Origin of the sequence: Prochlorococcus marinus str. MIT 0912 (assembly GCF_027359595.1) — a bacterium.
Taxonomy (GTDB): domain Bacteria; phylum Cyanobacteriota; class Cyanobacteriia; order PCC-6307; family Cyanobiaceae; genus Prochlorococcus_B; species Prochlorococcus_B marinus_C.
The window spans coordinates 1,294,395-1,319,592 of record NZ_CP114783.1 but is presented as its reverse complement, the minus strand read 5'-3'; the positions used below and the strand labels follow the sequence as shown (position 1 = coordinate 1,319,592).

The 25,198-nt window shown below is 34.4% G+C and carries 22 protein-coding genes; 8 read left to right on the top strand and 14 right to left on the bottom strand.

Annotation, left to right across the window (positions count from 1 at the left end; all coding sequences use genetic code 11):
- The first annotated feature begins 136 nt into the window (after window positions 1–136).
- On the top strand, window positions 137–2,254 hold the full coding sequence (locus O5640_RS07650) for an HAD family hydrolase (RefSeq protein ID WP_269611800.1): 2,118 nt from the start codon (window positions 137–139) through the stop codon (window positions 2,252–2,254).
- A gap of 66 nt (window positions 2,255–2,320) precedes the next feature.
- On the opposite strand, the gene O5640_RS07645 is transcribed toward O5640_RS07650, so the two are convergent.
- The 3 genes from O5640_RS07645 to O5640_RS07635 all read right to left on the bottom strand — a co-directional run bounded on the left by O5640_RS07645 (window position 2,321) and on the right by O5640_RS07635 (window position 3,996).
- Window positions 2,321–2,572 carry a hypothetical protein gene (locus tag O5640_RS07645; RefSeq protein WP_269611799.1) on the bottom strand — a complete coding sequence of 84 codons (252 nt, stop codon included), beginning with the start codon at window positions 2,570–2,572 and terminating at the stop codon, window positions 2,321–2,323.
- Between the two features lie 17 nt (window positions 2,573–2,589).
- Window positions 2,590–3,615, bottom strand: a complete 1,026-nt coding sequence (gene mraY, locus O5640_RS07640; RefSeq protein ID WP_269611798.1) for a phospho-N-acetylmuramoyl-pentapeptide-transferase — start codon at window positions 3,613–3,615, stop codon at window positions 2,590–2,592.
- 105 nt (window positions 3,616–3,720) lie between these two features.
- Window positions 3,721–3,996, bottom strand: coding sequence for a DUF3134 domain-containing protein (locus O5640_RS07635; protein WP_269611797.1), 276 nt, complete (start codon window positions 3,994–3,996; stop codon window positions 3,721–3,723).
- A gap of 287 nt (window positions 3,997–4,283) precedes the next feature.
- On the opposite strand from O5640_RS07635, the gene O5640_RS07630 reads away from it, so the two are divergent.
- Together O5640_RS07630 and O5640_RS07625 are read left to right on the top strand one after the other, a co-directional pair.
- On the top strand, window positions 4,284–4,484 hold the full coding sequence (locus O5640_RS07630) for a cytochrome B6 (RefSeq protein ID WP_269611796.1): 201 nt from the start codon (window positions 4,284–4,286) through the stop codon (window positions 4,482–4,484).
- A gap of 133 nt (window positions 4,485–4,617) precedes the next feature.
- Window positions 4,618–5,820: an argininosuccinate synthase gene (locus tag O5640_RS07625; protein WP_269611795.1), complete on the top strand. Its 1,203-nt coding sequence runs from the start codon at window positions 4,618–4,620 to the stop codon at window positions 5,818–5,820.
- Window positions 5,821–5,853: 33 nt separating this feature from the next.
- On the opposite strand, the gene rpsF is transcribed toward O5640_RS07625, so the two are convergent.
- The 3 genes from rpsF to O5640_RS07610 all read right to left on the bottom strand — a co-directional run bounded on the left by rpsF (window position 5,854) and on the right by O5640_RS07610 (window position 7,775).
- Window positions 5,854–6,285 carry a 30S ribosomal protein S6 gene (gene rpsF, locus O5640_RS07620; RefSeq protein ID WP_269611794.1) on the bottom strand — a complete coding sequence of 144 codons (432 nt, stop codon included), beginning with the start codon at window positions 6,283–6,285 and terminating at the stop codon, window positions 5,854–5,856.
- Between the two features lie 76 nt (window positions 6,286–6,361).
- Window positions 6,362–6,820, bottom strand: coding sequence for a Tic20 family protein (locus O5640_RS07615; protein WP_269611793.1), 459 nt, complete (start codon window positions 6,818–6,820; stop codon window positions 6,362–6,364).
- 19 nt (window positions 6,821–6,839) lie between these two features.
- The gene (locus O5640_RS07610) at window positions 6,840–7,775 is read right to left on the bottom strand and encodes a shikimate dehydrogenase (RefSeq protein ID WP_269611791.1); all 936 of its coding nucleotides are present in this window, start codon (window positions 7,773–7,775) and stop codon (window positions 6,840–6,842) included.
- Between the two features lie 70 nt (window positions 7,776–7,845).
- On the opposite strand from O5640_RS07610, the gene dnaK reads away from it, so the two are divergent.
- The gene (dnaK, locus tag O5640_RS07605) at window positions 7,846–9,738 is read left to right on the top strand and encodes a molecular chaperone DnaK (RefSeq protein ID WP_269611790.1); all 1,893 of its coding nucleotides are present in this window, start codon (window positions 7,846–7,848) and stop codon (window positions 9,736–9,738) included.
- 22 nt (window positions 9,739–9,760) lie between these two features.
- On the opposite strand, the gene O5640_RS07600 is transcribed toward dnaK, so the two are convergent.
- Window positions 9,761–10,867: an NAD(P)/FAD-dependent oxidoreductase gene (locus tag O5640_RS07600; protein ID WP_269611789.1), complete on the bottom strand. Its 1,107-nt coding sequence runs from the start codon at window positions 10,865–10,867 to the stop codon at window positions 9,761–9,763.
- An 80-nt stretch (window positions 10,868–10,947) separates the two neighbouring features.
- Between O5640_RS07600 and purU the strand changes: the two genes are divergently transcribed.
- Together purU and O5640_RS07590 are read left to right on the top strand one after the other, a co-directional pair.
- Window positions 10,948–11,802, top strand: coding sequence for a formyltetrahydrofolate deformylase (gene purU / locus O5640_RS07595; RefSeq protein ID WP_269611788.1), 855 nt, complete (start codon window positions 10,948–10,950; stop codon window positions 11,800–11,802).
- Entirely contained in the window at window positions 11,799–13,118 is a 1,320-nt protein-coding gene (locus tag O5640_RS07590) for an O-antigen ligase family protein (RefSeq protein ID WP_269611787.1), read from the top strand. Before purU ends, O5640_RS07590 begins: the two co-directional genes overlap by 4 nt.
- Here O5640_RS07590 and O5640_RS07585 read toward each other — a convergent pair.
- Both O5640_RS07585 and acnB read right to left on the bottom strand, forming a co-directional pair.
- Complete coding sequence (locus tag O5640_RS07585; protein ID WP_269611786.1) at window positions 13,110–14,468, bottom strand: ClC family H(+)/Cl(-) exchange transporter; 1,359 nt, start codon at window positions 14,466–14,468, stop codon at window positions 13,110–13,112. The genes O5640_RS07590 and O5640_RS07585 overlap by 9 nt on opposite strands.
- A gap of 10 nt (window positions 14,469–14,478) precedes the next feature.
- Entirely contained in the window at window positions 14,479–17,079 is a 2,601-nt protein-coding gene (gene acnB / locus O5640_RS07580; protein WP_269611784.1) for a bifunctional aconitate hydratase 2/2-methylisocitrate dehydratase, read from the bottom strand.
- Between the two features lie 153 nt (window positions 17,080–17,232).
- Here acnB and O5640_RS07575 point away from each other — a divergent pair, with 153 nt between their 5' ends.
- Window positions 17,233–18,300, top strand: a complete 1,068-nt coding sequence (locus O5640_RS07575; protein ID WP_269611782.1) for a 3-deoxy-7-phosphoheptulonate synthase — start codon at window positions 17,233–17,235, stop codon at window positions 18,298–18,300.
- A gap of 18 nt (window positions 18,301–18,318) precedes the next feature.
- Here the strand turns inward: O5640_RS07575 and O5640_RS07570 are convergent, their stop codons facing one another.
- The 4 genes from O5640_RS07570 to O5640_RS07555 all read right to left on the bottom strand — a co-directional run bounded on the left by O5640_RS07570 (window position 18,319) and on the right by O5640_RS07555 (window position 23,569).
- Window positions 18,319–18,972, bottom strand: coding sequence for a diacylglycerol/polyprenol kinase family protein (locus O5640_RS07570; RefSeq protein WP_269611781.1), 654 nt, complete (start codon window positions 18,970–18,972; stop codon window positions 18,319–18,321).
- A 3-nt stretch (window positions 18,973–18,975) separates the two neighbouring features.
- Entirely contained in the window at window positions 18,976–19,998 is a 1,023-nt protein-coding gene (locus O5640_RS07565; protein WP_269611780.1) for an RpoD/SigA family RNA polymerase sigma factor, read from the bottom strand.
- A gap of 124 nt (window positions 19,999–20,122) precedes the next feature.
- Window positions 20,123–22,264, bottom strand: coding sequence for a polyphosphate kinase 1 (gene ppk1 / locus O5640_RS07560; protein ID WP_269611779.1), 2,142 nt, complete (start codon window positions 22,262–22,264; stop codon window positions 20,123–20,125).
- A 60-nt stretch (window positions 22,265–22,324) separates the two neighbouring features.
- On the bottom strand, window positions 22,325–23,569 hold the full coding sequence (locus tag O5640_RS07555; RefSeq protein ID WP_269611778.1) for an MFS transporter: 1,245 nt from the start codon (window positions 23,567–23,569) through the stop codon (window positions 22,325–22,327).
- A gap of 109 nt (window positions 23,570–23,678) precedes the next feature.
- Between O5640_RS07555 and O5640_RS07550 the strand changes: the two genes are divergently transcribed.
- Window positions 23,679–24,110 carry a GNAT family N-acetyltransferase gene (locus O5640_RS07550; RefSeq protein WP_269613825.1) on the top strand — a complete coding sequence of 144 codons (432 nt, stop codon included), beginning with the start codon at window positions 23,679–23,681 and terminating at the stop codon, window positions 24,108–24,110.
- Between the two features lie 18 nt (window positions 24,111–24,128).
- Here the strand turns inward: O5640_RS07550 and O5640_RS07545 are convergent, their stop codons facing one another.
- Window positions 24,129–25,187: an anthranilate phosphoribosyltransferase family protein gene (locus tag O5640_RS07545; RefSeq protein WP_269611777.1), complete on the bottom strand. Its 1,059-nt coding sequence runs from the start codon at window positions 25,185–25,187 to the stop codon at window positions 24,129–24,131.
- Between the last annotated feature and the right edge of the window lie 11 nt (window positions 25,188–25,198).

Below are 25,198 nucleotides of genomic sequence, written 5' to 3'. Positions count from 1 at the left end.
TATTTATAAATCCTAAAAAATCTAGTGATGTCAACAATTTTAAAAATTTAAATTTTATTGAAAAAAACATTATTTTTTCTTAAGGTTTAATGAACTATAAATCGATTAGTAATCCCATTACTAATAAATTTTTTGCTTGGGATTAAGACTTTTACATTTAAATTTGCATGGTTTAATCCGTTCGCATGATCTCGAATTGGGTAGAGATGCAGATACTGGAGGGCAAACTTTATATGTTTTAGAATTAGTAAAAGGACTAGCAGCTAGACCAGAAGTTGAAAAAGTTGAATTAATCACCAGATTAATTATTGATAGGAGAGTATCTTCTGATTACTCAAATCCTGTCGAACAAGTATCAAGTTGTGCGGAAATTATTCGATTACCTTTTGGTCCTAAACGTTATATCAGGAAAGAATTATTATGGCCTTATTTAGATGATTTAGCGGATCAAATAGTTCAAAGATTACAGAAAGAAAATAACCTGCCTGATTGGATTCATGCTCATTATGCGGATGCTGGTTATGTTGGTGCATTGGTTAGTAGAAGATTAGGTTTACCATTAGTTTTTACTGGCCATTCGTTAGGTCGGGAAAAACTTAGAAGATTATTGGCTGCTGGAATAGATCATGATCAAATAGAGCAAACTTATTCAATTAGCAAAAGAATTGATGCAGAAGAATTAGCTTTAGCACATTCAAACTTACTCATTACAAGCACTAAGCAGGAATCTGATGAACAGTACTCTCGTTATGGAAGATTTAGTAAAAAAAATATAGAAATAATTCCACCTGGTGTTGATCTAAATCGTTTTCATGCAACAAATTCTAATTTAAAGGATGAAGAAAAAGAATTAAATATACTGTTCAAACCTTTTTTGCGAGATTTAAATCTTCCTCCTCTCTTAGCTATATCCCGAGCAGTAAGGAGAAAAAATATTCCTGCGTTGATTGAAACCTATGGACGTTCTACAATTTTGCAGCAAAGACATAATCTAATTTTAATTTTAGGCTGTCGAGAAGATTCACGCCAGCTTGATAAACAGCAAAGAGAAGTATTTCAGCAAGTTTTTGAATTGGTTGATAAATATAATTTATATGGAAAAGTTGCTTATCCAAAACAACATAAAAGAGAGCAAATCCCATCTATTTATCGTTGGGCTGCAAATAGAAATGGATTATTTGTTAATCCTGCTTTAACTGAACCATTTGGTTTGACATTATTGGAAGCTGCTGCGTGCGGTCTACCGATGGTGACTACTGATGATGGTGGTCCAAGGGATATTCTTTCTCGTTGTGAGAATGGTTTACTTGTAGATGTATCTGATTTAGAAGCGATTAGAGATGGTTTAGAGACTGCTGGTTCAAACTCTTCAGTATGGAAAACTTGGAGTAACAATGGAGTTGAAGGAGTAAGCAGGCATTTTAGTTGGGATGCTCATGTTTGTAATTACATTGCATTGATGCAGAAGCGTCTTAAATTTCTTGCACCTCGACATTGGTCATTTGGGAATCCTAGTGAAACTAGTCCTATTGGTAAAAAACTAATTTTGCTTGATTTAGATAACTACCTTGAGCAATCAGAAGGTTTATCAATATTGAAAAATCAGCTAAAAGAGCATTCATTGAATGATCTTGTTGAATTGGGAATTTTAACTGGAAGATCAATTAAAGCTGCTCGTTATCGATATGCAGAAACAAAACTACCCAAACCTGCAGTTTGGATATGCCAAGCTGGTACTGAAATTTATTATGGTGATGAAAATAAATCAGATATTTTTTGGCAGGATTCAATAACTGTTGATTGGAATCGTAAAGGTGTAGAAAAGATTTTGTTTGATTTAAAAGATTACTTAGAGCTTCAATCAACTGAAAATCAAGGTCCTTATAAGGTTAGTTATTTATTAAAAGAACCTAGTGATGCAATTTTACCGTTAGTACGAAAAAGACTTAGGCAATCTGGACTTGCTGCTTCTCCTCATCTGAAATGTCATTGGTATTTAGATATTGTGCCTTTGCGAGCATCACGTGCAGAAGCCATAAGATTTTTAACTTTACGTTGGGGATTGTCTTTAGAAAAAGTTCTTGTTGTAGCAAGTCAGCAAGGTGATGCTGAGTTGATAAGTGGATTGACTACTAGTGTTATTCCCTATGAGCATGATTCATCATTAGATGGATTTAGATCGCAACAAAGAGTTTTCTTTTCTGATGCTCAAGATGGAGTTCTAGATGGTTTAAGACATTTTAAATTTTTTTAGAGTCATTAATTTTGAATATTTCATGCTTTTTAAGTATTGATTTTTTTAAAAGTTAATTGAACAATTTTATTGTTTTTCTTCTTCAAGTATTAATGTAAGTTGTTGATATGGCGGCTCTTCACTAACAAAACCCCAATCATTAAAAATTTTTGAATCCATATGAGTAATTATTTGCTTATTATTTCTTTTTTCTACTTTAAAACCATCTGATGCCATTTTTCTCATAAGACTTGCTGATTCTTCGAATCGAGCTGCCATAGAATCTAGAGTTTCACAGTCGTTAGTTAGTCCTTCTTCTTTCCAAGTAAAATAGGTCATCTGTGGAAGTTAAAGAGTTAGGTATTAATGAAAAAAATTAAATTTATTATCACTAACAATAATGTAACCAACCAAAAGCTACCTACAATTACAATCTCATTGTTACCTTTAAGTTCAAAATGGTGATGTAAAGGTGTCATTAAAAATAATTTATGACCTTTTCCTTTTAACAGCTTGGAGATTTTAAAAATACTGACTTGAATTATTACTGAGATAGACTCTGCTGCTAGTATTCCTCCCATAATTAAAAGAGACCAAAGATTATCAGATAATAAAGCTATACCTCCTAGAGCTGCTCCTATAGCTAAAGACCCTGAATCACCCATAAATATTTTTGCAGGATAGTTGTTGAGAAAAAGAAATCCCATGCAAGCTCCAGCCATTACTATGCAAAGAGGAGCTAGCGTCAAATTATTATTTGGATTTTCTATTAAAATAGTAATAGCAAGTCCTGTTAAAATTAATACGCTACAGCCACTCAATAAACCATCTAAACCATCCGTTAAATTGGTTGAATTACTTTCAGCTAATAATACAAATATTCCTAAAGGGTAAATTATATTTCCTATATAAAAAATTTCATTAGCTATTTGAATACTGTTAGGCAATAAATTATTTGATGCACAAATAATTATAAAAATAAGGCTAATAAAAGTTTGTAAATTTATTTTTTGGTTAAATTTTAGGCCAGTATTTAATTGTTTTTTTAAACTAAGAAAATCATCTATAAATCCAATTAGAAGAAAAGATATAATAACAAAGCTTAAAGTCAAAATAACTTTGTAATCTTCTTTATTGAAATATATAAGGTTGCTTATTATTACTCCAATAGGAACAAAGAATATTCCACCCATTGTTGGAGTACCTTTCTTAAGAAAATGATTTTTTGGCCCCTCTTCTCTAATAATTTGCTTGATTTTAATTTTTTTTAATTTGGGTATAGCTAGAAGAGTAATTATTGATGATACAAGAGTTGTAATTACAAAAGGAATAGTTAAATTACTATTTTTGTAGTAATAATCAAAAGAGATAAGAGTACTCAATATTAATCCAAATAAAATAAATATTTGAATATTAATACTATTAAAAAATGATATTAATTTTTTACTTAGAAACTCTTTAGATCTTTCCAAAACTAAGCTATTGAATTAGTCTTCCCATTCTTCATCTGTTGGTTCTTCTTCAGCTTTATAGTCTTCTTTTTCTCCCATTAAAGCTGAAAGCTCTTCTTCTTCCACTGTACTTATTTCTTGATCATTTGAATCTTCATCAGAAACTAATCTTCCACTCGTTTCTAACCAAGATAATAAGTCGGGTTCTTCTCTAAGTGGCAAAACAGGAGCAGGTTCTTGTCTGCCATAGCGTGTTAATGCTGGGTTAATTCCGTCTAAACCAGATAAATTGATTTTTTCTAGATCGCTCATATCAAGATTTTGATCGATGAATTAACATAATGCATTATGGATTAATTTTCTAATATTTATGCTGACTTCAAAGCTCATTTTGATGACTTTTACTTGGTTATTTGCTCTCTTAGTAAGTATTTCTCTTCGCGCATTAGGTATTTTTCATCCTTACCCCTTTCAGATAAACCATTTTTTAGTATGGTGTTTGGTTTTTGGCCCTTCTCTTTTTCTTTTAATTTATTTTTTGATTAAGAGATCTTTTTTCTTGAAACCCTCAATTTAATTTTGATTTCCAAGTGACTTTTATGTTTTCGCATCTTTATTTTATTTTTACTACAAATAATGATCTTCAAGATTTATTGATTTTTGGCCATAACATTGAAGCTTGGTTGATTTACGTTCTTATTTTTTTTGGGTTAACTTCTTTGGCTTTTGTTTTGGTATGGATTATAGGATTCTTAGCTGAAAGCCAATCAGGACAATCTATTAAGCAGCCATGGGAATGATTTTGAATCATTCTTTAATTTTATAGACCTTGAAAATATTTGAATCAGCATTGATTATCCAAATCATAACTATTGCCCAATAGTTCTCTATATTTACTAAATAGAATTGATTTTCCTTAAAGGAGAGATGCATATGGGAAAGGCTAAAAAAGTTGTTTTGGCTTATTCAGGAGGAGTCGATACCAGCGTTTGTATTCCTTACTTGAAGAAGGAGTATGGAGTTGAGCAAGTAATTGCTTTTGCTGCAGATCTTGGTCAAGGCGATGAGCTTGATCAAATCAAAAAAAAGGCTATTTCAGCAGGAGCCTCACAATCTCTAATTGGCAATTTAGTAAAACCTTTTATTGAAGACTTTGCTTTTCCAGCAATTAGGTCTAATGCTTTATATCAAGGTAAATACCCTCTTTCAACGGCATTAGCTAGACCATTAATTGCAAAAAAACTTGTTGAAATTGCAAGGGAATTAAATGCTGATGGAGTTGCCCATGGGTGTACGGGTAAAGGCAATGATCAAGTTCGTTTTGATGTGACAATTGGGGCTTTAGCTCCTGATTTGCAATTGCTTACACCAGCACGGGAATGGGGTATGAGTCGTGCAGAAACGATTGCTTATGGAGAAAAATATGGAATAGTTCCTCCTGTTAGCAAAAAAAATCCTTATTCGATTGATTTGAATCTATTGGGGAGAAGCATTGAGGCGGGTCCTCTTGAAGATCCATTTGAAATGCCTTCAGATGAAGTTTTTGGCATTACTTCTTCTATTGCTGATTCACCCGAAGAGCCTGAGATTGTTGATATTTTGTTTGAAAAAGGTTATCCAGTTGCAATTGATGGAAATCAAATGGATCCAGTGACACTGATTAAACAGGCTAATAGCCTTGCAGGAAAGCATGGCTTTGGACGTTTGGATATTATTGAAGACAGAGTTGTAGGAATTAAAAGTCGAGAAATTTATGAAACACCTGGATTGCTTTTATTGATAAAAGCTCATCAAGAAATTGAAAGTTTAACTTTACCAGCAGATTTATTAGATACTAAATCTAGATTAGAAAGACAGTGGGCTGACTTGGTTTATAAAGGTTTTTGGTTTAGTCCTTTAAAAGAAGCTTTGGATGGATTTATTAATTATTCTCAAACGCAAGTTAATGGAACAGTAAGGATTAGGCTTTTCAAGGGTAATGCAGATGTTATTGGTCGAAATTCAAAAGAAAATAGTTTGTACATTTCAGATATGTCTACTTATGGAAGTGAGGATAAGTTCAACCACAAATCAGCTGAGGGATTTATTTATGTATGGGGTTTACCAAGTCGAATTTGGTCTTGGATAAACAAATAAAATATAAATTATTTATTTTGTTTGCTCTTGCGATTATTCCTTGGAGTCTTCTTTTTTCTCGTCTTTGGCAGTTGATTCGGTTTTGTCTTCAGAAGGTTTTATTTCATCTTTTTCAGTTTCAGATTTCTCTTGTTCATCATCTTTAGATGTGGATTTTGGACTAGGTAAAGGACCATCTTGTTTAACCGTGAGGTAACGAATAACATCTTCACTTAATCTCATAGCTCTCTCTAGGCTTGCAACTTGCTGCCCATTGCCTTTATGGCTTAATTGCACATATATTCCCTCTTTATGTTTTGCAATGGGATAAGCAAGTCTTCTTTTGCCTCTCATTTGACTATCTAATACCTCAGTTCCTGACTTTTCAAGAATTTCACTATATTTTTTTAAATGGCTATCAACTTCTTCTTCCGGTATGTCCGGACGAAGAATGTACATGGTTTCGTAATAAGGTTTTTCAGACATGAATGAGATTTCCGTTTAGGACTGAATGGCTCACTAAGAGCGACGGACTTTTAATCTTATACCTAAGTGGGAACTTTCACAATTGCATTTTTGTCGCTTCGCTTATCCCTGGCAAATCAGGTTCGTTTCCTTGTGTGCAAGACCAAACACAATAAACAATCACTGAAAAAAGACTTATTAATAAAGTACTAGAAATTGTTCTGACTATTAATGAGTTAGCAAAAGGACTAAAAATAATTTCTAAAATAAAACTAATTATAATTATTCCAATATTTATTATCAATGATTGAAGTGCGTTAAAACGTAAAAAATAAGATACTTTAGTATTTCTGACTAGTCCAAGAAAGATAGCTAAAAATAATAAGAAACTTCCAAAAGGTATTGATCTTTCAATTAAGATAATTGGAATAGCGGGTATTTGAATGATTTGAATAAAAGGATATTTTATATATAAATGATTCCCAAATGTAAGAGAATCAGTCCATGGGATCATATATAGGAGAACTCCCAATATTCTTGCTCCTAAAGAGGGCATAATTAATTTTTCTTTTAGATTAAAGCAATAAATGTTTTTCTGCAGATGATTTCATTATCTGGACAGGGATGTCATTGAAACCACTCCAAAGTTTTATTGAAAAAGCTCCTTGTTCGACAAGCATGTCTAGACCATCAATTGTAAAACAATTTTTTTGTTGCCCAAGTTTTAACCATTTTGTTGGTCTTGGAGTATAAATCAAATCGTATAAAATAGTTTTATTAGAGAGACAGTCCCATATTTCCTTACCAAGAGGAACATTTTCTTTTTTATTATTTTTGCTATTCATCCCTATTGGAGTGGCATTAATAATTAAATCGGCTTCTTGAATATATGGTGAAACATTTAATTCTTTATTATTGATACCCTCAATGGATATGTTTCTCTTAGATAATAAATTACTCATACTTTTTACAAAAATATCTAAAGAAATTTTGTTCCGACCAATTATTGTTACTTTTTTAATATTTAAACTATTTAATCCCATGACAACTGCTCTAGAGCTGCCTCCGCAACCTAAAACCACGACATTCTTATCCTTCAAATCATGTCTTTTCAATGGCGTTAAGAATCCTTCTACATCTGTATTTGCGCCTTTCCATTGATTATCTTTTTCGGGTATTAGTGTATTAACGGCTTGGATGATATTAGCAATTTCAGTTAATTTATTACAAGCTTTTAAAACTTCTTGCTTATGGGGAATAGTGATATTCAATCCCTTGCAATCTAAATACCTTAATGCTTTTGTGACTTTCTCTAGATTTTTACTTTCGCAAGCCATTGCGACATAACACCAGTCAAGTCCCATTTCTTCATATGCGGCATTGTGGATAATTGGGGAAAGTGAATGATTTACTGGTTGCCCAAGAAGTCCTACCAGATTAGTTTTTCCAGTGATAGTGACCATTTTTGATGTTGTTGATTCAAAATTGCTATGAGACTGTTCGGGAACCACGCCTCGCCTCATATAGGTTTAACTGACGAGGATGATACCTAAAGAAAGAAATTAAAGGAGTTACTCACCCATGGGGAAGGTTGTCGGAATCGATCTAGGAACTACAAATAGTTGTGTAGCTGTTATGGAAGGCGGTAAGCCTACAGTAATAGCAAACGCTGAAGGATTTAGAACAACCCCATCTGTTGTTGCTTATACAAAAAATCAAGATCAGTTGGTCGGACAAATTGCTAAGCGTCAAGCGGTGATGAATCCGGAAAATACTTTTTATTCTTCAAAGAGATTTGTTGGTCGTAGAGTTGATGAAGTCAATGATGAATCAAAGGAAGTTAGTTACGGAGTTGAAAAAGCTGGCTCTAACGTCAAATTGAAATGCCCAATACTAGATAAACAGTTTTCTCCTGAAGAAGTTAGTGCTCAAGTTTTAAGAAAACTTTCTGATGATGCAGGTAAATATTTAGGAGAAACAGTTACACAAGCAGTAATTACTGTTCCGGCCTATTTCAATGATTCACAAAGACAAGCTACAAAAGACGCTGGAAAGATTGCAGGGTTAGAAGTACTCAGGATTATCAATGAGCCCACTGCTGCAGCGTTAGCCTATGGATTGGATAAAAAAAGTAATGAGAGGATATTGGTTTTTGATTTGGGTGGAGGTACTTTTGATGTATCTGTATTAGAAGTAGGTGATGGCGTTTTTGAAGTTCTTTCTACGTCTGGTGATACTCATTTAGGTGGGGATGATTTTGACAGAGTTATTGTTGATCATTTGGCTTCTACATTTAAAGGTAATGAAGGTATTGATTTACGCCAAGATAAACAAGCACTGCAACGTTTAACTGAAGCTGCTGAAAAAGCCAAGATTGAATTATCTAATGCTACTCAAAGTGAAATAAATCTTCCATTTATTACAGCTACCCCCGAAGGACCTAAGCATCTTGATTTGACCCTAACAAGAGGAAAATTTGAGGAACTGGCTTCAAACCTTATTGATCGTTGTAGGGTCCCTGTAGAACAAGCTTTGAAAGATGCAAAATTATCTACAGGAGAAATAGATGAGATTGTTATGGTTGGTGGCTCTACCCGAATGCCAGCAGTTAAAGAGTTAGTTAAAAGAGTCACTACTAAGGATCCAAATCAAACAGTTAATCCAGATGAAGTAGTAGCTGTTGGGGCTGCTATTCAAGGTGGAGTTCTTGCTGGGGAAGTTAAAGATATTTTGCTACTTGATGTAACTCCTTTATCTCTTGGGGTTGAAACTTTGGGTGGTGTGATGACAAAAATGATTTCAAGAAACACTACTGTTCCGACTAAGAAAGCTGAAACTTATTCAACTGCAGTTGATGGCCAAACGAATGTAGAAATACACGTTTTACAAGGTGAACGTGAGATGGCTTCTGACAACAAAAGTCTTGGAACATTCCGTTTAGATGGAATTCCTCCTGCTCCTCGAGGTGTTCCTCAAATTGAAGTAACTTTTGATATCGATGCTAATGGAATTTTAAGCGTCAATGCAAAAGATAAAGGTAGTGGTAAAGAACAAAGTATCTCTATTACTGGAGCATCTACTTTATCGGATAACGAAGTTGATAAAATGGTTAAAGATGCAGAAATGAATGCTTCTGCTGATAAAGAAAAACGTGAAAAAATTGATATTAAAAATCAAGCCGAAACACTTGTTTATCAGGCTGAAAAACAAATTGGTGAGCTAGGAGATAAAGTTGATGAAGCGGCAAAAGCAAAAGTCGAAGAGAAACGTGTCAAGTTGAAAGAGGCCACTGATAAAGATGATTATGAAAGCATGAAGTCTTTAGTTGAGGAGCTACAACAAGAATTGTATTCATTAGGTGCATCTGTATATCAACAAGCAAATGCTGCTTCTCAAGCTACTGATGATTCCAATTCAGACAGTAAAGACGATGGAGATGAGGTTATTGATGCTGACTTTACCGAGACAAAATAAGCAGATATTATTAATAATATATTTATTGTCCATTTATCGTAAGTCCAACCCATTCAGCGCAAGCGGGAGCTAATAAAACACCATTTCTATAGTGACCTGTATTAATTAATAAGCCTGGTTCTAATTGTTTTAATAAAGGAGCTGGCTCGTTTATAGGTTTAGCTCTTATTCCGCTCCACTCATGGCAGACTCTTGCATTTGTCATCCATTTTGGAGCAGTATTTTTTAAATTTAACATTTCTTTTTTCTCCATGAAGCTTGCTTGAGCCCCTTTTTCAATTGTTGCTCCTATGATCATATGATTGGGATTATGGTGTATAAAGTTTATAGATTGATAATTTAATACACCGGGCCATTCTTTCCAATTTGGAATTCCTTTTTTTAATTCTAATTCAACAACTTGTCCTAAGATTGGCTCTAAGAGTATTTCATGGCCTAATGGTTTTAATAATTTTTTAGTATTTATTGCAGAACAAATGACGATATAATCTTGATCAATAGATTCATTATTATCTAAATCTATATTCCATTTTTTATTGTGTAAATTACCATTTTTACTTATTCTAATAACATTTTTGTCGATTTTATTTATCTTGATTTGGTCAAGACTTTTCATTAATGACTTCATTAATTTTATGGGATTTAATCGACCATCCTCATGAGATATTAATCCCCCGATTAATTTTGTCTCAAATATATAATTCCAAAAATCTAAAGTATTTTTATCTAACAGTTCAATTCCATATTTTTTTTCATTATTACTTAATGCAATCATAGATTCATATTCTTTTTCAGAACTTGCTAATTTAATTAATGGTTTTTCAAATATAAAAGCTGATTCAGAATCCTTTATTTGAGTAAGCCATTCTTTCCATAATTTCATGCTTTTATTTCTTAGGAGAAAAGCCCTTCCTTTTGATCTTTTGTAAATATTTCCCATAAGAACACCCAAACTCGCTTGTGATCCATTGTTTGGACTTAAGTTATTTATTTTTGAGTTTACATTTGGGTCGATTAAATTTACTTTGTAGCCTTTTTCACCTAGGTGAAAGGCAGTTGTAATTCCTGCTATACCACTTCCAATAATTGAGATTTCTGTTTGCTTTTTTTCTGATTTTTGGGGATTCATTTGCACAGATGCTATTAAAATTGCTTGTTAATTTCCAATGAGTGGTCTAAAAAAGAGAATAGTTTAAGGATATAGCTGTAGTGAACCTCAAAACAGTTATCTTGCAGTTCATTTGTCCTGATAAGCCAGGACTTGTAAGTGATTTGGCAAGTTGGATAGCAGGTAAAAATGGCAATATTAGGCACGCTGATCACCATACTGATGCAGATGCAAAATTGTTTTTAAGTCGTATTGAGTGGGATTTAGATGGATTTCTGCTTGATAAAAATGAAATTAAATCTGAGGTAATTTTACTGGAAAAGAGATTGAATGGAAAAGCCGTCTTGAGCTTTTCTGATGAATTTCCTAATGTTGCAATCTTTGTTAGCAAGCAGAGTCATTGTTTAGTTGATCTTTTATGGAGAGTTAAGGCAGGCGAATTATGTATGAATGTTCCTTTGGTTATCTCAAATCATTCAGATTTAGAGGAAATTTGTTCAAGTTTTTCTATTCCTTTTAAGCTCATAAAAGTAGATAAAAATAATAAAGCAGATTCAGAAAGTAAAATTTTAGATTTACTTAATGAGTACAAAATTGATCTAGGGGTTTTGGCTAAATATATGCAAATTTTAAGTAGTTCATTTTTAGAGAATTTTCCGCATTTAATTAATATCCATCATTCTTTTCTTCCTGCTTTTAAAGGTGCTCAACCATATCATCAAGCCTGGGAAAGAGGGGTGAAATTAATTGGTGCAACAGCTCATTATGTCACTAAGGATCTTGATGCGGGTCCCATAATTGAACAGACCATATCTAATGTGAGTCATCGTGATGAAGTATCTGATTTAATAAGAAAGGGTAGAGATTTGGAGCGAGTCGCTTTGGCAAGAGCTTTAAGATTGCATTTAAGACGACAAGTTATTGTTTATAGAGGTAGAACGGCTGTATTTATATGATTAATAATGCTAGTTTCCTAAATATAAAAAATAATTGTTCAAACAATGTTGGTTGGAGTTGTTTTCAGTTAGGGGTATTTTGCTTGCCGTCTAGCGCGTTAATTTCTTATTTATTTTTGCTTGTAGCTCTCATTGACGGAAGTCTTAAAAGAAGAGATCTCTATTGGAGGGAATATTGGAATTATCCGCTTTTGTTGGTAACTTTTTTAATGATAATTGGTTGCATTCGTTCTCATACCGGTTGGCTAGCTTGGCTTGGTCTTTTTAATTGGTTGCCGTTCTTCTGGTGTTTTTGGGGCTTGCAACCATACTTGTTAACTCCTGAGAGAAGAAAAAAATGTGCTTCTTGGCTTGTTTTAGGAAGTCTTCCTGTTTTAATAACAGGCTTTGGTCAGATATGGCTTGGTTGGGAGGGCCCTTGGAAGATTTTTGATGGTTTAATAATTTGGTTTATTTCTCCAGGAGGAGAGCCTATAGGAAGATTGTCTGGGTTGTTTGATTACGCAAATATCACTGCTGCATGGTTATCAGGCATATGGCCATTCTGTTTGGCATCCGTTGTGCATCCTTTTATTTTTGGAAGAAACAGAGCTATTTCTTGTGCTTTTTTAATTTCTTTTGTTACCGCAATGATTTTGACTGACTCTCGAAACGCATGGGGTGCAATTTTTCTAGGTTTACCATTAGTTTTTGGTTCGGCATCATGGAGTTGGTTAATACCTTTAATGCTTATTGGTTTTCTTCCGGTGATTATTGCGGTTTTACCAGTTTTTGATTTTGGAATTCAACAATTTGCAAGGAGTATTGTTCCTGAATCTATTTGGATGAGACTAACTGATATGCAATTTGCTGATACAAGACCTTTTGAAGCAACACGTATTGGCCAATGGAAAATAGGATTTAATTTAATTTTTGAAAAACCATGGTTTGGGTGGGGGGCAGCGGCTTTTTCAATTCTTTATCCTTTAAGGACAGGGTTATCTCATGGTCATTCTCATAATTTGCCTTTAGAATTAGCAATTAGCCATGGTTTAGTAGTTTCTTTGTTGATAAATCTATTTGTTTTTAGTTTATTATTAATTTCTTTTTTTTATAAAATTTTTAATAATTTGAATCTTCAAAAAAATATCATAGTTGATCGAGCTTGGTGGACCTCCACTTTAATTCTTATTTGTTTTCATGCGACAGATATTCCATTATTTGATAGCAGAATAAATATCTTAGGTTGGATATTATTGATAGGTCTTAGATGCATGATCTACAATTCCACAATCAATAATAATTCATTAAAAAAGTTTGAAAAAGCTTTATGTTAATTCTCTTTCTTCAATTGTAATTTGTCTTTCATAAATTGAATGTTCATTAAATATTCTGGCAGTTAAATAGCTGGCTATACATGTAATCAAAAGTGGTTTAAGTATTAAAAGATTTTTAGTTAAAGCGAAGGCTAAAAACATTGCTGTAAGTGGTGTCCTTGAGCATCCAGCTACAAATCCGCCCATTCCAGCAAAAATATATGTAGTTGGTACATGACCCGTAAATATTTCTACTCCTATACCGCTGGCTAACCCTATCGCTCCTCCTAGAGTTAGCATTGGATAAAATAAACCACCTGGAGCTCCAGATGCGGCTGCTAATCCAGAAGCAAAAAATAAAACTAAAAATATACTTATTGCGAGCGTAAAACTACTATTTTCATTAACAATAATCTTTTGCAATCCTTCGATATTGTGAAAATTTTCTGGAATTATTGAATACATTGAGCCAAGTAATAATCCTGATAAACTCATTCTTTGAACAGTTTTATTTTTAAACCATTTGTTTCCAAGGATTTGCATTTTTAAAACATATTGGCAATACATTTCTGCTAAGAATCCTAGTAAGATTCCTAAAAATATTAGGTATAAAAAATCTATCGGAAAGAATTCGATTACAGGTGTATATGCTCTTTCTAATTGGAAACCTAAATTATTAACAAATCCACCTGCTTTTTGATCAAGTCCAATCGCTTGCAAAATATCAGCGCAACTATCAGCCAAGAACGTTGTTACGACTACCAATAAAAGAACTACTGGTCTGGCTGAATTTAGAAGTTCTTCAATTGCATAGACAAATCCTCCAATAGGAGCACTAAAAATTGCTGCAATTCCCGCTCCTCCTCCTGCTGCAACTATGACTCTGCGAAATGAAATAGGGGCTTTTAGCCACTTTGCCATTTTCCATGCAACAGATCCTCCCATTTGAACTGCTGGGCCTTCTGGACCTAGTGGAAATCCACTCCCAATAGCAATTATTCCAGCAAATAGTTTTACTATTCCAACTCTTAAGCCCATAGGGACTGGCTTATGGCGAAGAAATGCGATGATGTGACTTACTCCTGCTCCTTTGGCTGCAGGGGCAAAATTTTGAATGAGCGATCCTGAAATTAAACCTCCTAATGCTCCTAATATTGGTAAAAGTATCCATCTAGGAATATAAGCAAGAAGATTTGATCGATAATCTTCTAATGCATGAATCCCAGTTTTAAATAATATTCCCGTTAATGCTGCTCCTAAAGCTGTAAGTATGAGAGCGAGAATTACATTTAGCCATTTCCTTTGAAGAAGTTTTTTTATGCTTTGACTTGATTTTTTTTTAACGGGATTTTGACTTTGACTTTTGATCATTTAACTCAATTCAGGTTTGTAAAATAGAGGCCTCTTCTTCTTTTGTTATTACACGGCCATCTTCAATAAAGTTTGGTATTTCATCAAAGTTTAAGTATCTGTATATTTCGTCAGTTAAAGGGGAAACTTTTTTAGAAGCAATAGCAAGATATTCATCAGTAGTTGGAATATGCCCTAATAAAGCGCAAACAGCTGCCAGTTCTGCACTTCCCAAAAACACCTGAGCTCCTTTCCCTAATCTATTGTTGAAATTTCTTGTACTGGTTGAGAAAACAGTTGAATTATCTTCTACACGAGCTTGATTGCCCATGCATAGAGAACAACCAGGCATTTCCATGCGGCTTCCTGATTTTTCAAAGATCTCGTAGTATCCTTCTTTTTTCAAGATTTCCTCGTCCATTCGTGTTGGCGGACATACCCATAACCGTGCTGCTATTTTCCCTTCTCCTTCGAGAATTTTTGCAGCGGCTCGATAATGACCAATATTAGTCATACACGAACCAATAAAAACTTCTTGAATTGGAGTGCCTGCGACTTCGGTTAAAAGTTTGACGTTATCAGGATCATTAGGACAAGCTAAAACAGGTTCTTTGAGTGTATTCAAGTCTATTTCGATAATTTCTGAGTATTGAGCATCTGAGTCGGCTGAAAGTAAATCTGGTTTTTTTAACCAATCTTCCATTTCTTGAATTCTTCTACTTATTGTTCTTGCGTCTTTATATCCCCTAGCAATCATATTTTTAAGTAAAACAATATTGCTTGTTAAATATTCACTGATTGTTGATTCAGAGAGTTGAATAGTACATCCAGCACAAGACCTTTCTGCACTGGCATCAGTTAATTCAAAGGCTTGCTCTAATTTTAGGTTTGGTAGGCCTTCAATTTCTAGTATTTTTCCATTAAATACATTAACTTTATTGGCTTTTGCAACTGTCAGAAGACCTTGTTGTATAGCCATCCAAGGAATGGCATTAACTACATCTCTTAAAGTGACACCAGTTTGTAAAGACCCTTTAAAACGTACAAGAACTGACTCCGGCATATCTAAAGGCATGGAACCAATAGCTGCAGCAAATGCCACAACTCCCGAACCTCCAGGAAATGAGATTCCCAATGGGAATCGTGTATGACTATCGCCACCTGTCCCGACTGTGTCCGGTAAAAGCATCCTATTTAGCCAACTATGAATAATTCCATCACCGGGTTTTAATGCTATTCCTCCTCTTTCAGCAAAGAAATCAGGGAGTTCTTTTTGAGTTTTGATATCAACGGGCTTTGGATATGCTGCCGTATGACAGAAACTCTGCATAACTAAATCGGCAGAAAATCCTAAACAAGCTAATTCTTTCATTTCATCTCTAGTCATCGGACCAGTAGTATCTTGACTACCAACTGTTGTCATTATTGGTTCACAACTTGAACCAGGGAGCACTCCTTCTAAACCGCAAGCTTTTCCAACCATTTTTTGAGCTTGTGTAAACCCATGCTTTGATGCAGGTGGCTGACCAGGACGAATAAAAAGAGTAGAGGGAGAAAGTTTTAATTTTGTTCTAACTTTGTCTGTCAAAGCTCTTCCAATCATTAAAGGAATTCGCCCACCTGCTCTTACTTCATCAGTAATAGTTTGTGGTTTTAAGTCAAATTTTGATAAAAGCTCTCCATTGTTTGTCTCACTTTCACTTCTTCTAACTTCTCCTTTGTAAGGGAAAATAGTAATTACATCTCCTGTTTTGAGATTGCTTACATCGCATTCAATTGGAAGTGCACCTGAATCTTCAGCAGTATTAAAGAAAATAGGCGCAATTTTGCCTCCTATTACAACCCCACTCCCTCTTTTATTTGGCACGAAAGGTATGTCTTGTCCTGTATGCCAAAGAACAGAGTTTATTGCTGACTTTCTAGAGCTTCCTGTTCCAACGACATCGCCAACATAAGCGATTGGATATCCTCTCTTTTTTAATTCTTCAATAGTGCTTAAACCATTTGGATCTCGAGTCTCTAGCATCGCTAGAGCATGTAAAGGAATATCTGGTCTTGTTGTGGCATGAGTTGCCGGAGAGAGGTCGTCTGTATTTGTTTCTCCTTCAACTTTAAATACTGTTAATGTTATTTCTTGGGCTAGGGGTTCTTTATTAGTGAACCATTCTCCATTAGACCAGCTTTTTATAACTTTTTCTGCATAAATATTATTTTTTGCTAATTCTAAAATGTCGTTCAAGGCATCATAAACTAAAAGAGTATTACTTAATGCTTCGCATGCTGCAGCGGCCAAATCTTTATTATTAGATTTTAGTATTTCAATTAATGCTGCTACATTATATCCGCCAATCATTGTACCTAAAAGCTCTGTTGCTTTTAAAGGACTTACTAAAGGACTTTTTGATTCTTCTTGAGCAATTGAGCTTAGCCAAGTTGCTTTGACATAAGAGGCCTGATCTACTCCAGGAGGAATTCGATTAACAAGAAGATCAAGTAAGAGGTTGTTATCGGATTCTTTATCTGGTTTTTCTAATAACTCTGTTAAATCTTTAGTTTGTTTTGCATCTAACGGAAGCGGAGGGATACCTAACGCTTCTCTTTCGGCAACATGTGATAAGTAATTTTTAAGCATTTTTAAATCTCAACAGAGAATGTATTTGAGTGAGGGCCTGTTGTTTGCATTTTTGACAATCGCATGTTTCTTGAACAAACATTCAGATAATGCAACTTATTACCCCCCTATGACTGATACTTCTCTAATCTTATATCTATGATCACGCTTTAAATGTCCACCTCATCATATTTTTCAATGGTGGATAGCACCTCTGACCTTCATGTGGTCGAGACTCGTCCACTAATGTCCCCTGCATTAATTCATAGAGATTTGCCTTTAGATAAGGCAGCCTCTGGAGTTGTCTCTATTACTCGAAACAAGATTAAATCAATTCTTCATGGTCAAGATCCAAGAATTTTGGTGATTGTTGGACCATGTTCGGTTCATGATGTTGATGCTGCTATTGAATATGCGAATCGATTAGCCCCATTGAGGGAGAAATATAGTCAAAAGCTAGAGATTGTCATGCGTGTTTATTTTGAAAAACCACGTACAACTGTTGGTTGGAAAGGACTTATTAACGACCCTCATCTTGATAATTCTTACGATATTAATACTGGCTTAAGGAAGGCAAGAGGTCTTTTGCTTGATTTAGCCAAAAAAGGAATGCCGGCAGCAACTGAATTACTTGATCCAGTTGTTCCTCAGTATATTGCTGATTTAATTAGTTGGACTGCTATTGGAGCAAGAACGACAGAGAGTCAGACTCATCGTGAAATGGCGTCTGGATTATCAATGCCAGTTGGTTATAAAAATGGTACTGATGGGACAGCGACGATAGCAATTAATGCAATGCAAGCAGCATCAAAACCTCATCATTTTTTAGGAATTAATAACGATGGTCACGCTTCGATAGTGAGTACCACAGGGAATCCAGATGGTCATCTTGTTTTACGAGGTGGTAAAAACGGAACTAATTATCATTCATCTGCAATTAATTTAATTGCAGATGAATTGGCACAATTTAAGATGCCTGGAAAAGTTATGGTTGATTGTAGTCATGGAAACTCTAATAAAGATTTTCGTAGACAATCAGAAGTTTTACGGGATGTTGCATCACAGTTAAAAGGTGGATCAAAAAATGTAATGGGTGTAATGATTGAAAGTCATCTTGTTGAGGGTAATCAGAAATTAAATTCAGATTTGTCAAAACTTACATATGGTCAAAGTGTTACGGATGCATGCATAAACTTTTCTACTACTGAAGTTTTACTAGAGGAGCTAGCTGAATCAGTTTAATAAATTGAGTTGGTTTTTTTATATCCCTACTAACCATATTCCTATACAAGTAACTCCAATAGGAACAGTTAAATTGTCAATTCCCCATGGACTTATTTGTTCTAAAAAAGTTGCTATTAGAGAGATGACTATAATTTCTAGAGGTTGTATACCTAAATCATTAGTTGAAGAGATTATTGAAGTCGTTAGAGCTACGACTGAACCCATTGTTAATGTACCAGCAATCGATTTCGTTTGACCAAGTATTGCCCATTTTGGAGAGTTAATAGACCTTCCGATTAAACCTGCTAATCCATCCCCAAAAGCCATTGATAGTACACCTATCGAAATGGATGATGCATAGCGAGGCCAGAAAAGTAAAAGTAAAAGTGTGATACTGCTACCATATGCAATTGTTCCAAAACTCTTCCTTTCGATATCTTCAATGGCAGGTAATAAACGATATTGATAATTAACACCTAAGCCTAAGGTGATTAATAATGCAGTTAAGAAAGCTAAATTTTTTGGAATATCAAATAACCAGGCTAATAAAATTACTGGCCCTGTTCCAATATGAATAATTTTTCTACTTAACTCTTCTTTTTTAGGAAAATATCTTTTACATAAAAATGCAATTAATAAAATTATTATTATCCATAACGCAATAATAAAAATAGCTATTTGAATAGGCAATGTTTAAGCAGCGTTTTGATGAGTAGTCATTACTCTCAATTTTAAAATTGCTTTTGCCTCAAGTTGTCTGACACGCTCTCTCGAAACATTTATTTGTCTTCCAATTTCAGCCAGAGTGAGTGGTTCTTCTCCGTCGAGGCCAAAGCGAAGTCTCATGATTTTTTGCTCTCTCTCATTTAATTGAGATAACCATCCTCCAAGGTGTTCTTTTTGAATGCTTCTATCCATTCCTTCCATGGGCTCATCAGAATTTGGGTCTGGAATTAGTTCTCCAAGAGTGCTCCGATCTTCTTCGCCTCTTGCATGAGCATCAAGAGACGCACATGGCGCGCTTTGCGAGACTAGATCTTCTAGATCTTGAGGTTCAATTCCCATAGCGTTTGCCAACTCTAGTCGATTTGGTTGTCTACCAAATCGATGAGATAATTCACGCGATATGCGGCGCATTTTTGAAAGTTTTTCGCTGATATGTATTGGTAGTCGAATAGTTCTAGCACTGTTATCAATGGCACGAGTCATCCCTTGTCTTATCCACCAATAGGCATAGGTTGAAAATTTATAACCCATTGCAGGATCAAATTTATCAACAGCTCTTTCTAATCCAATTGCACCTTCTTGTACTAAATCGAGTAATTCGAGGCCTTGGTTTTGATATTTTTTTGCAACACTTACAACAAGTCGCAGATTCGCAGCCATCATGCGATCTCTTGCCCGCTTACCCATTTTTATTTTGTGTTTCTGACGGGTAGAGCGTTGTTCTAAAGGAAGGCGCAATAAATCTTTCATTTGTTGCACATGATGAGCAAGCTCAATTTCTTCCGCAGGTGTCAGAAGTGGGACTCTTCCAATACTTGTGAGATAGAAACCTATCGCATCAGTAGCTAGACGATTACTTTGTCTTCGAGAACTTCGAGATTTTTGACTACTTACAGTTGATGCAGATAGTTTTTGACTTGTGCTTGCCGTATTAGACTTCCCTGATGAAACATCAGAAATTTCCTTGGCAGATTCCAGCGGGATCCCCATCACCCTGGCCTCTTGAAATTAGATTTATTAAGAAGTTAGCACTTATAAGGAGAAGTTGACTAATTGAAACGAAAAATTTATGACTTTTTGCCTAATTAGGTATAAAGCGCATCCAAAAAATATATTAAATGTTTTTTAAATTTTCATCTTTTGTGTATAGTTTAATAATTTTTTCTTGAATATATTTTTTCTTATCATTCAAAATTTGATTTTTGATGTAGCTACCATCACTTTGCATTTTCCAACAGTCTGTATTTGCTTCTAAATAAGAATCTAATAGATATTTAATTTCTTTTTTAATTTGATTGTCTTCAATAGGTGTAACTGCTTCAACTCTTCTATCTAAATTACGCCTCATCCAATCTGCACTACCAATAAATACTTCTGCATCTCCATCGTTATTAAACCAAAAGATTCTTGAATGTTCTAAAAACCTACCAATAATGCTGGTTACTTTTATATTTTCGCTTAAGTCTTTTTTCTGAGGATATAGGCAGCACATTCCTCTAATTATAAGTTCAATTTTTACTCCTGCCTGTGATGCAATATAAAGTAGTTTTATAATTTCTGGATCTACTAGAGAATTCATTTTGGCAATTATCTTTGCTGGCAAGCCATTTTTTGCATAATTGATTTCTCTTTTTATTAGCTTTTCTATTCCACTTCTAAGAGTTACTGGTGCAACCAATAATTTTCTGTAGGATTGTTGTTTTGCAAATCCAGTCAGATAATTAAATAGTTCAATAAGATCTTGACCTAGCTCAGGTTGACAAGATAATAAGCCAAAATCCGTATATGTTTTAGACGTTTTTGAATTATAATTACCTGTCCCAATATGAAAATATGTTCTTAATCTGTTTTTTTCTTTTCTTATGATCAAAGCAATTTTTGTATGAGTTTTCAGTCCAATCACTCCATATACAACATGAACTCCAGCTTGCTCTAATTGTTTTGCCCATTGGATATTATTATCTTCATCAAATCTTGCTTTTAATTCAACGAGAGCCATTACTTGCTTTCCTTTCTCAGCAGCTCTTATTAGTGCATCAATAATTAAAGAATCTTTTGAAATTCTATACAAGGTCATTTTGATTCCCATGACTTGCTTATCTTCCGCAGCTTGATAAATAAACTCCTCTACTGATGTCGAGAAAAGATTGTAAGGGTGATGGACTAGTAAATCGTTACGTCGAATAATGGAGAATATACTTTGATAATTGCTTTTATTTCTAGTATCTAATTCTTCTTGTTCTCGTAACTGACTATTTTTAAGTGAATTATGAGTAATGCCTTGATGCTTTTTAAATTTTAGTTTCGGAAGATTTAAAGTTGTTAATTCAATTAATTCATCTAATGCTAGTAAGCCCTCAATTTGATATAAATTTTCTTTTTCAATATTCATCCCCTCTTGCAAAAGATCAAGAATTACCTTTGGCGTATTTTTAGAGACTTCTAGCCTCACTACTTCTCCTCCTTTGCGACGCTTTCGTAAACCTTCTTCTAGTGCGCTCATTAAATCATCAGCTTCAATATCTCGAAGCTCTAGATCAGCATCTCTCGTAACGCGAAAGAAGGAATATTCTTTCACATCCATTCCAGGGAAAAGCATGGATAGATTATTTGCAATGATTTGCTCAATTGCAATTCCTGTATATTCTGTTGATGCATTGTCATGTAATTCAACTGGAATACTTATAAATCTAGAAATACTTTCTCCAGGAATTTTTATTCGGGTAAATTGTTCTTTATTTAATTCACTATCGACGATAATTCCAGCTAAATTTAAACTTAGATTACTTATAAAAGGGAATGGATGAGAAGGGTCAACTGCTAAGGGGGTTAGTATGGGAAAAATTGCAGTTGTAAAATAATTATCTATCCAAACCTTTTGTCTTTGATTTAATTCTTCATATTCAAGTATAAATATATTATCTTTTTTAAAATCTTCTTCTATAAATTTTTTTGTTTTATGTTGCTGGGTTTTTAAAATGGGATCTAAATAACTTCGAATTTCAATAAGTTGCTCTTCTGGAGATTTTCCATCTTGGCTTCTTTTTGAGATTCCACCTTCTACTTGTGATTTTAATGAAGCAACTCTAACCATAAAAAACTCGTCTAAATTATTGCTAAATATTGAACTGAATTTAATTTTTTCTAGTAATGGCGTTTCCTCTTCTATCGCAAGTTCTAAAACACGTTTATTAAAATCTATCCAACTCAGTTCACGATTAATGTAAGTATCATTATTGATTTTTGGGCCATTCATATCTATAACCAATTTATTCAATTTCTAATTATTATTTTAATATCTTGATCATCTATTAGTCTAGGAGATTACCTTTTGCTTGGTAAGATTTTTGCCTGAAATTAAAAACATAACAAACAGTAGAAGCAATATAGTTCCGAAGAATGGACTTCTAGGACCAAAAAGATCATATGAGCGGCCTGCGGCTATTGCTCCAAGAAAAGTTCCCAGACTTTGTAAACCCTGGAGATTTCCTAACACTGCTCCTTGACCTATAGAACTAAGTCTTCTAGAGATTAGTGCTCTTAAACTAGGAGTTACTAGTCCAGTACCCATTGCAAGAATTGCGACACCGCTAAATACAAGAGGAATTGAAGTGTCTATATTTGCGAGAGTCAAAAGAATACATCCTGTCATTACAAAACCAATACCAGTAAAAGTTAATCTTGATTCCCCAAATCTTTTCACCAGAGGTCCAATTAGTCCTCCTTGGACAATCATCGCGATAACCCCAACAACAATAAAAGCAGCACTACATAATTCAGGACTCCATTCAAATTTTTCTTTCAAATAAAGGACTAAAACAGCTGTAAAGCCATTAAATGCCATAAAGAAAATAAAAAATGATAAGCAAAGTCTTCTGGCTAAGGGGTTTTTGAATACAATCAATAATTGACTAATTGGATTTAAATCTCTTTTTCTTGGTAGTAAATTCCTTTTGTTTTTGGGCAGTGTTTCGGGTAAAAACCAAATGACAAAAATAAGATTAAATATTGCAAATCCGCTTGCGACCCATACCGGTAAAGTAACACTAAATTTAGCTAGGGCTGTTCCTAATCCTGGACCAAGAATAAAACCTAAACCAAACGCTACTCCAATTAAACCAAAGGTTTTTGCGCGGTTTTCTGGAGTTGATATATCTGCAAGTATTGTAGTGGCAGTAGCTGCTGTACCACCACTGATACCATCAATTATTCTGGCTAAAAATAGTAAAGATAAAGGTACTGTTGAGGCCCATAAAGGTAAATAATTATCCCAATTCAGGCTTACTGTTAATGCAAATAGACATATTCCTATTACTGAACCTGATACACATATGATCATGATCGGCTTACGACCGAAACGATCACTCATGGCTCCGATTAATGGGGCTGCAGCAAACTGGGATATTGCATAAGTTCCGGTTAGAAAACCAAGAGTCGTCGCGCTTGTGGTGAATTGCTCTAATAAAAAAGGTAACAAAGGCAAAACAATAGTTTCACCTAATCGATCATCTAGAAGTGTTATGAAAGCTCCTAAAAGTGTGGGAATTTTTAGCCTTCTCAAAGCAAATAGCTCATAATTTATTCACCCTCTCATACTGTCAGAGAACTTGGTTTCATTTAATAGAAATAGTCTAAATCGATATTTGCGACCTTGTGAGAGTTCAGATGAAATGGCTCTAAGAGAAGTTTATGAAGATGCTATTCGAACTTGCGATAAATCCTTGTACAGTCAAGAACAGATTGAAGCGTGGTCAGCGTTAGCGTATCTTCCTGGGATTTTAGATAAACCTCTGAAGCAAGGCGTGGGCTGGGTGAGTTGTGTTAATCAAACGATTGAAGCATTTGCTTTGAAATATCCTCATAATCGCTTGGCATTGCTTTATTGCCGAGGTCGTTCGTCGCGGCAGGGGCATGCTACGGCTTTATTAAATCAAATTGAGAAAGATACTCTTAAAGATAGACCAATAACTTTAAAAACGGAGGCAAGTTTATGTAGTTATCAACTGCTATTACGTCATGGATGGACAATTATTTCCCCTGAGGAAATTTATATAGGTGGCGTTCATTTTTCTCGTTATTTAATGGAAAAAACTTTGTATTAAATGTTTCTTAAACAGTTCTTACGAATCAATATTTTTTTCTCTCCAATTAATTAATTTTTCTAAGTGCTTTAAAGCTAATCTTGAATTGATGACTTCTTTTGCTTTATTAATTCCCTCTTTAATATCAGAGCTTAAACCTGCATAAAAAAAGTAAATACCAGCATTCCACTCTAGTGATTTAGTTAGAGGACCCTCGCCATTGAGAGCTTGCAAAGCAAATCTCTGCCATTCTTCGATGTCATTCCACTCAATATCTTGTCCTGAACATTCATAGTCTTTGGGATGAAAAACTGTTCTAGTTCCGTGTTGATTTTTGTATTGTCCAATTGTTGATGAACGACATATTGAAAGATCTATCCCTCCTTCTAGTCCTTTGATAGTAATCACATTTTGTTCTCCGATAAGCTCTAAGGTCTTCCAATGTCTTTCTTCAGTAGGAGAATGAACATAACCACTTATATGTAGATGACTTCCCTGATGACATGTCCAGATTAATTCCATACTTGCAAGTGGTGGTCTCTTACCTATTTGATCTCTGTAAGGAATCAAATTTTCAGCTAGCGGAAAATGATCTGGCTGATGCATTAAGGCTAGGCCGTTATGGTTGAAAAAACTTTGTAGTTGTTCTATGGATAGACCGGTTAAATTTATTCCTAAAGCTTGAAAGAGTTCATTATGGCTAACACCATATTTCACTGGCATACGAGAACCACCATGCAAAATAACAGGTTGTTTCTGAGTTAGTAATAGTAAAGTTGTTAATGGATAAATTGGAGCTGTTTTTTTTCGACCATCAAAAGGCATCCCAAAAAATATAGGTTGACGTTGATTAATGGTTGAATGAATCTTTGGTCCTAGGTCAATATAGGCATCAATCATCCCCGCTAATTCTTCAGGGATTGGACGTCTAATTCTATGAGCAATCATGAAGCCACCAATTTGTGCTGCACTTGCTTCTTCTTTAAGTATCAGCTTGAGAGCTGCTTTGCTTTCTTCACGAGTGAGACTTTTTCCTGTAAATTCTCCGCTACCTATTTTTTTTAAATAGGGTTTAAATTCTTCGTACTTATTCGACATAGGAATTATTT